Annotated in this window: 7 protein-coding genes and 1 pseudogene; all 8 read left to right on the top strand. The window is 31.1% G+C overall.

Going from position 1 to position 7,225, the window contains the following annotated elements; all coding sequences use genetic code 11:
* Positions 1-279, top strand: a pseudogene (locus tag ACH2BG_RS07980) (glycosyltransferase family 2 protein); the annotation flags it as partial.
* 10 nt (positions 280-289) lie between these two features.
* Positions 290-1,120, top strand: coding sequence for a glycosyltransferase family 2 protein (locus ACH2BG_RS07985; RefSeq protein WP_395047176.1), 831 nt, complete (start codon positions 290-292; stop codon positions 1,118-1,120).
* Positions 1,121-1,133: 13 nt separating this feature from the next.
* Positions 1,134-2,303 (top strand): hypothetical protein, encoded by a 1,170-nt coding sequence (locus tag ACH2BG_RS07990; RefSeq protein ID WP_395047177.1) that lies wholly within the window; start codon positions 1,134-1,136, stop codon positions 2,301-2,303.
* Complete coding sequence (locus ACH2BG_RS07995) at positions 2,300-3,373, top strand: DegT/DnrJ/EryC1/StrS family aminotransferase (protein WP_395047178.1); 1,074 nt, start codon at positions 2,300-2,302, stop codon at positions 3,371-3,373. Before ACH2BG_RS07990 ends, ACH2BG_RS07995 begins: the two co-directional genes overlap by 4 nt.
* Complete coding sequence (locus ACH2BG_RS08000; protein ID WP_395047179.1) at positions 3,370-3,996, top strand: acetyltransferase; 627 nt, start codon at positions 3,370-3,372, stop codon at positions 3,994-3,996. Before ACH2BG_RS07995 ends, ACH2BG_RS08000 begins: the two co-directional genes overlap by 4 nt.
* Positions 3,997-3,998: 2 nt before the next feature.
* The gene (locus ACH2BG_RS08005; protein WP_395047180.1) at positions 3,999-4,571 is read left to right on the top strand and encodes an L-threonylcarbamoyladenylate synthase; all 573 of its coding nucleotides are present in this window, start codon (positions 3,999-4,001) and stop codon (positions 4,569-4,571) included.
* Between the two features lie 26 nt (positions 4,572-4,597).
* The gene (locus tag ACH2BG_RS08010; RefSeq protein ID WP_395047181.1) at positions 4,598-6,025 is read left to right on the top strand and encodes a CCA tRNA nucleotidyltransferase; all 1,428 of its coding nucleotides are present in this window, start codon (positions 4,598-4,600) and stop codon (positions 6,023-6,025) included.
* A gap of 13 nt (positions 6,026-6,038) precedes the next feature.
* A complete protein-coding gene (locus tag ACH2BG_RS08015; protein ID WP_395047182.1) occupies positions 6,039-7,058 on the top strand; it encodes a heme A synthase in 1,020 nt (339 codons plus the stop codon).
* Positions 7,059-7,225 lie beyond the last annotated feature (167 nt).

A 7,225-nucleotide genomic window follows, 5' to 3' on the forward strand; every position in this document is an offset into this window, starting at 1 on the left:
AAATTAAAATTTACCGAAATTTTTGATATCAATAATAAAAACACATCTTTTACTAATTATAAAATAAAAATAAAGAAGTATATTATATCTTACATAAAAAATGACAATTTAGTAAAATGCAATACAAAACATACCGGGTTTCTTAAAGAAAATCTTGTCGCAATTGAGCGTTTATTTATAGAAACAAAAATGCAAATGAAAAAGCAATATCCAATTTTATCCTTTTTCTTAAATATTAGTGATAAAATTTTAAATAAAAGACAACTGAAAAGTTATTAAATTAAAAAATATGACCGTTAGCATTTGTATGATTACTTATAATCATGAGAAATATCTGAAACAGGCTATAAACAGTGTATTAATTCAAAAAGCTACATTCAATTTTGAATTGGTTATTGCCAATGATAATTCGCCAGATCAAACCAATTCTATTGTTGAAGAATGCATACAGTCACATCCCAACGGCTCAAAAATAAAGTATTTACATAATAACGTAAATATAGGTATGATGCCTAATTTTGCCAATGCATTAAAAAACTGTTCAGGAAAATATATCGCAATGTGTGAAGGCGATGATTATTGGACAGACGAGTTTAAACTGCAAAAACAAGTTGATTTTTTAGAACAGAACAAAGAATATGTCATTTGTTTTCACAAAGTAAATGTAGAAAAAGAAGGCATAATTGAAGAAGACTCTATTACACTTGAAGTGCCTGAAACAACAACAATATATGATTTAGCAAAAGGTAATTATATTCATACCTGTTCTGCAGTTTTCAGAAACAATCTGTTTGAAAAATTTCCTGATTATTTTTACAAATCTCCCATTGGCGACTACTTTTTACACATGTTAAACAGCCGTTATGGAGATATTTACTGCATGAATGATAAAATGGCGGTTTATAGAGTTCATGATACTTCGTATTGGTCATCAAAACAGCAGGAAGACCGTATTAAAATCTGGGTAGATTTTATAGAAAACATCAAACCTAATTTCTCTCTAGAAATTAGAAAAATCTTGAAAAAACAAATTACAAACATACAACCGAAAAAAATAAGCGCTACTAAAAAAATAAAAATAATGATTAGAAATTTTTTTAAAGGAAAAAGGAATAATTAATATAATTCAGACATTGAAAAAGAAACTAATTAACAAATTTAAGTATTTCAAAAGAGGAAATAGCAAGGGAATTATAATACTTGATGATATCATACCCTCTACACTTTCTCCATGGAGAAGCTATGAATATTCGGAATTGAGTAAAGTCTTTAGTACTAAAATACTAACCGATAGCACCACTTTTCAAAACTACTGTCAGGATAAAAGTTTTGATGAAAATTTAAAAGTGCTTACCCAAAATTATCCGTCGCTTCATAACAAAATAGGTAAACTAAAATTTAGCAGTAATCTTAACAGCGAAATCACTTACATGCTGTTTTACAACAATGTAAAAAAACATTTTGAAGTTTTAAACAGAAATAAAAACCCATTTACATTCACCTTATATCCCGGTGGCGGCTTTGGGTTTGATGATGCCGCTGTTGATGAAAATTTAAAACGTTATTTTGATTCAAAGCAATTCAGAGGCGTGATTGTAAATCAGAATTGTACCAAAAAATACCTTGTTGAAAAACAACTTTGCGATCCAAACCATATCAATTTAATTTCTGGCGTACCTCTTAATCTGAATACACCTGAAATTCAAAATTTTGAATATAAGAAAAATACCGAAAAAACAGCTATTTTATTTTTCGCAAACAAGTATACTTCAGACGGAAGTGACAAAGGATTTGATGTCTTTCAGAAGATCGCTTTGGCTTTGATGGATAAAGAAGAGCAATTTGAATTTATTGTTATTGGCGGATTTTGTAAAAATGATTTAACCGATAAAAAACTGGAAGACATTATTGTATTTAAAGGAATTTTAGACGAGTTTGAATTTGAAAGTATTCTGAAAGAAACACATATTTTAATCTCGGCAAACCAACCTTTTATACTCAGTAAGAATGCTTTTGATGGTTTTCCACTAGCGACATGCGTGACGGCTTCTCTCTTCGGAAATGTGAATTTTATGACCGATTATTTTAACGAAAGTGAACATTTAGAACTCAAAGATGGTCAGGATTTTATTAAAATAAATACTGACATTGATGAAATCATTACAAAAATCATGAATTTGCACCACGACAGGGATTTGCTTAAAAAAATTGCAGAAAATGGTCGAAATAAAATGCTACATTTGTATAGTTTTGAAAAACAAATAACACCAAGAATAGATCATTTTAAAAAAATATTGCTTTGATAACCGTAACTAAAACTTTTTTACCTTCCATTGAAGAATACAATTCTTATTTAAAACGTGCTTGGGACAAAGAGTGGCTAACTAATCGTGGTGAACTTACACTCGAATTAGAAGAAAAATTAAAGACACATCTTGATGTTCCTCATATTATTATAACAAATAATGGGACGATTCCATTACAAATCGCTTTAAAATTATTTGGTAATGGTGGAGAAATAATTACCACTCCTTTTTCTTATGTTGCTACTTCGGCAGCAATTTTATGGGAAAATTGCAAACCTGTTTTCGTTGATATTCATCCCGAATATTTAACAATTGATGAAACTAAAATTGAAGTAGCAATCACCCCAAAAACAACAGCAATATTAGCGACACACGTTTTCGGAAATCCTTGTCACGTAACTAAAATTGAAGCAATTGCCAAAAAACACAATTTGAAAGTCATTTACGATGCAGCACATTGCTTCGGTGTAAATTATAATGATCAATCTGTTTTTAATTATGGTGATGTTAGTACCTGCAGTTTTCATGCCACAAAAATTTTCCACACTGGAGAAGGCGGTGCTATGTTTTGCAACGATAAGGATGTGTATCATAAATTATTTTACAGTCATAATTTTGGACATAATGGCCCATTAGATTTTCATGGATTGGGCATTAATGCCAAAATATCTGAACTGCAATCCGCTATGGGATTAGCGGTTTTTGACAACATTTCTTCTATCTTTTCTGAACGCAAGAAAGTAGTTGATTTTTATAATGATAGTTTAGATTTTTCAAACTTAAAAGCACTTAAAATTCGTGAAAATACGGAATGGAATTATAGTTATTTTCCTGTAATTTTTAATTCCGAAGAAATTCTGCTTAAAGTTCAAAGCGAATTACTCAAAGAAAAAATCATTCCAAGACGTTATTTCTATCCTTCATTAAACACGATTAATTACATTAATGGAGAAAAAATGCCAGTTTCAGAGTCGATAGCAGCGAGAATTTTATGTTTACCGCTTTACGTAGGTTTATCAATCACTGATTTGGAGAAAATTGCACATATCATTAATACTAATTTATGATTATAATTGGAGCTAAAGGACATGCAAAAGAAGTTTTCGATATTTTAAAAATAGGCGATATTTATTTTTTTGACAATGTCACTAATGATATTTCCAAAGAATTATTTGGAATGAAAATAATAACCGATATCTCTTCGGCTAAAGAAATACTAACAAAAATCCCTGATTTCACCTTAGGCTTGGGGAATCCGAAACACAGATACAATTTATATAATGAATTTTTAAAGTTAAATGGAAATCCAATTTCTGCCATAGCTCAAAACTCATTTATAAGTAAAAGTTGTAACTTGGGTAAAGCACTAAATATAATGTGTTTTACTTTTATTAGTTCGGATGTGACAATTGGAGATGGAACACTGATTAATACCCACGCAAGCATTCATCATGATTCAATAATAGGTAACTTTGTGGAAGTATCTCCAGCAGCAAGAATTTTAGGCAATTGTACAATTGGTGATTTTACCGCTATTGGTTCCAACGCAACTATTCTTCCAAAAATTACAATAGGTTCAAATGTTATAGTTGCTGCAGGTGCTGTAGTTACTAAAGATGTACCCGACAACTGTATGGTTGCAGGAGTTCCGGCGATTATAAAAAAACAATTACCCCCATTAAATTTTTAACTATGACTCCAGACATCAACACCGAAATACACAACGCCTACGAAATCATTAAAGAAGGAGGAATAATACTATATCCTACTGATACCGTTTGGGGAATAGGTTGCGATGCCACAAATCCTGATGCTGTTGCCAAAATATACAAACTCAAACAACGAGCCGAAACACAAAGCATGATTTGCCTTATGAATGGCGAAAAAATGATGTACAACGTTTTTAAAGACATTCCTGAAGTGGCTTGGCAAATCATGGATATATCAGAAAAACCAACTACAATAATTCTTGATAATCCAAGAAATATAGCACCAAACCTAATCGCACCAGATAAAACCCTAGGAATTAGAATCGTAAAAGAACCGTTTTGCTTCAAATTATTAGAGCGAATGAAAAAACCTTTAGTTTCAACTTCAGCAAATATTTCTGGACAACCTACACCTATTGCGTTTAAAGATATTAGTCCAGAAATTATAAAAGGTGTAGACTATGTTGTAAATTTGCATCACGAAAAAATTGCAGGAAAACCATCAACCATTATAAAATTGACAAGTGATTCTCAAGTAAAAGTAATTCGTAAATAGTTTTTTTACAGCAGATTAAATTTAGAATGACAAAAAACACTTCATATAAAGAAGCGCTAAACAATAAAATTTTTGAAATCATTTCAAAAGCTTCCCAAGAACTTAATGTAGATAGTTATGTAATTGGTGGTTTTGTACGTGATTTAATTTTAAAACGAGAATTCAAAAAAGACATTGATATTGTTGCAGTTGGCTCAGGAATTGAGTTGGCGTTGAAAGTTTCAGAATTATTACCAAACAAACCAAAAGTACAGGTTTTTAAGACCTACGGAACAGCAATGCTTCGTTTTGAAGATACAGAAATTGAGTTTGTTGGCGCAAGAAAAGAATCTTATAATCTAGAAAGTCGTAATCCAGTTGTAGAAAACGGAACGCTTGAAGATGACCAAAATCGTCGTGATTTTACAATAAATGCTTTGGCAATTTCTTTGAATTCAGCAGATTATGGCGAATTATTAGATCCTTTTGATGGCTTGACTGATTTAGAAAATAAAATCATAAAAACACCATTAGATCCTGATATTACTTATTCCGATGATCCTTTACGAATGCTTCGTGGTATTCGATTTGCAACACAATTGGGTTTCACCATTGAAGAAAATTCTTTAAATTCTATTACTAAAAATGCAGATAGAATTAATATTATTTCCGGAGAACGAATTGTCGATGAATTAAACAAAATTCTATCCTCAGAAAAGCCTTCTATAGGATTTTTATTGCTTTTCAAAACTGGATTATTAGACATCATTCTTCCTGAATTAACCGCTTTAAATCAAGTGGAAGAAATAGAAGGTCACACACACAAAAACAATTTTTACCACACCTTAGAAGTCGTTGATAATATTTGCTCGAATACTGATGATGTTTGGTTGCGTTGGTCGGCATTATTACATGATATTGGCAAAGCACCAACCAAACGTTTCAACAAAAAACAAGGTTGGACTTTTCACGGACATGAGTTTTTGGGTGGTAAAATGGCAAAAAAAATATTCGAACGTTTGCACATGCCATTAAATCATAAGATGAAATTTGTGCAAAAAATGGTCATGATGAGTTCACGTCCTATTGTTTTGTCGGAAGATATTGTAACCGACTCGGCAGTGCGTCGTTTGGTTTTTGATGCTGGTGAAGATGTAGAAAATTTAATGACTTTATGCGAAGCAGATATTACAACCAAAAACCCAAATAAGTTTAAAAAATACCATAAAAATTTCGAAATTGTACGTCAGAAAATCATTGAAGTTGAAGAACGTGATTCTGTGCGAAACTTTCAACCGCCTATTACGGGTGAACAAATTATGGAAATCTTTAATTTGAAACCTGGAAGAGAAATTGGTGTTCTAAAAGAAGCTGTAAAAGAAGCCATTCTAGAAGGAGAAATTCCCAATGATTACGATGCTGCTTACGAATATGTTTTAAAAAGGGCTGAAAAATTAGGTTTGAAAAAAAAATAAACAAAAAACATTCATGAATAAGTATTTCCTAAAATCGGCAAAAATAGCATTAATACTCGTTTATTTAGTAATCATTGCAGGTGCTTTAGTGAGAATGACTGGCTCCGGAATGGGTTGTCCAGATTGGCCAAAATGTTTCGGATATTATATTCCACCAACCGATATTAAGGAACTTACTTGGGCGCCAAATCGTGTTTTTGACGAAGGTCAAGTTGTCATTAAAGATGAAAAATTATTGGTTGCAACTTCACATTTTACGACAGGAACTACTTTCGACCCGAAACAATGGCGTTTGTACACAAAACATGATTATGCTATATTTAATGCGGTCGAAACATGGATTGAATATCTTAATAGACTCGCTGGTGCTTTGGCAGGAATTGCCGTTCTTGTTATGGCCGTTTTATCGTTTGGTTTTTGGAAACAAAACAAAAAAATCACACTTTTTTCTTGGCTTTCGGTTTTTATGATGGGCTTTCAAGGTTGGCTTGGTGCAAGAGTTGTTTACTCGGTTTTAAATCCTGTAAAAATAACAATTCACATGGTTGTTGCTTTACTTATCGTAGCAGTTTTACTTTACATTATTAAAAAAGCAAATGGAAAAATATCTAATTTTAAAATCGATAAAAAATTTAAAGGTATCTTATTGTTGACTTTATTTCTAACATTAATTCAAATAATTCTTGGCACTCAAGTTAGACAATATGTAGATGAACAAGTGAAAATTTTAGGTTACAATCAGATGCAATTGGTGTTAGAAAATCCAACAATTTCTTTCTATGTTCATCGTACTTTTTCGGTTTTAATATTGGCTCTGAATGTATTTTTATTCTTACGAAATAGAAAATTACAATTGGGTTTTCAGAAAATAAATTGGGTTATGGTTTTAATTTCGATTGAAATTTTATCTGGAATGGCAATGTATTATTTCGATTTTCCTTACACTTCGCAACCCATACATTTAGTTGTTGCTTCTTTACTTTTTGGTGTTCAGTTCTATTTGATTTTAGAAAGTCAGAAATCTAAAATTTAGATTTTTCAAGGTTAAAAAACGCTATCAATAAAATCTATACCAAACACTTAAAGTGTTATTAATCAATTTTTTAATAGCATTTAGTTAATTTAAAACGTTATCTATAAATTATCCTATCCAAGTTTTAAATTCTTGTACTTTTTCTCGGCTAACTATTACCTCCTCCT

Origin of the sequence: Flavobacterium sp., assembly GCF_043779715.1 — a bacterium.
Lineage (GTDB): Bacteria > Bacteroidota > Bacteroidia > Flavobacteriales > Flavobacteriaceae > Flavobacterium.

Bases quoted from the DNA above. Each gene is read 5' to 3' on its own strand.
- ACH2BG_RS08005 (WP_395047180.1), top strand. From the start codon at position 3,999: ATGACTCCAGACATCAACACCGAAATACACAACGCCTACGAAATCATT.
- ACH2BG_RS08015 (WP_395047182.1), top strand. From the start codon at position 6,039: ATGAATAAGTATTTCCTAAAATCGGCAAAAATAGCATTAATACTCGTT.
- ACH2BG_RS08010 (WP_395047181.1), top strand. From the start codon at position 4,598: ATGACAAAAAACACTTCATATAAAGAAGCGCTAAACAATAAAATTTTT.
- ACH2BG_RS08000 (WP_395047179.1), top strand. From the start codon at position 3,370: ATGATTATAATTGGAGCTAAAGGACATGCAAAAGAAGTTTTCGATATT.
- ACH2BG_RS07985 (WP_395047176.1), top strand. From the start codon at position 290: ATGACCGTTAGCATTTGTATGATTACTTATAATCATGAGAAATATCTG.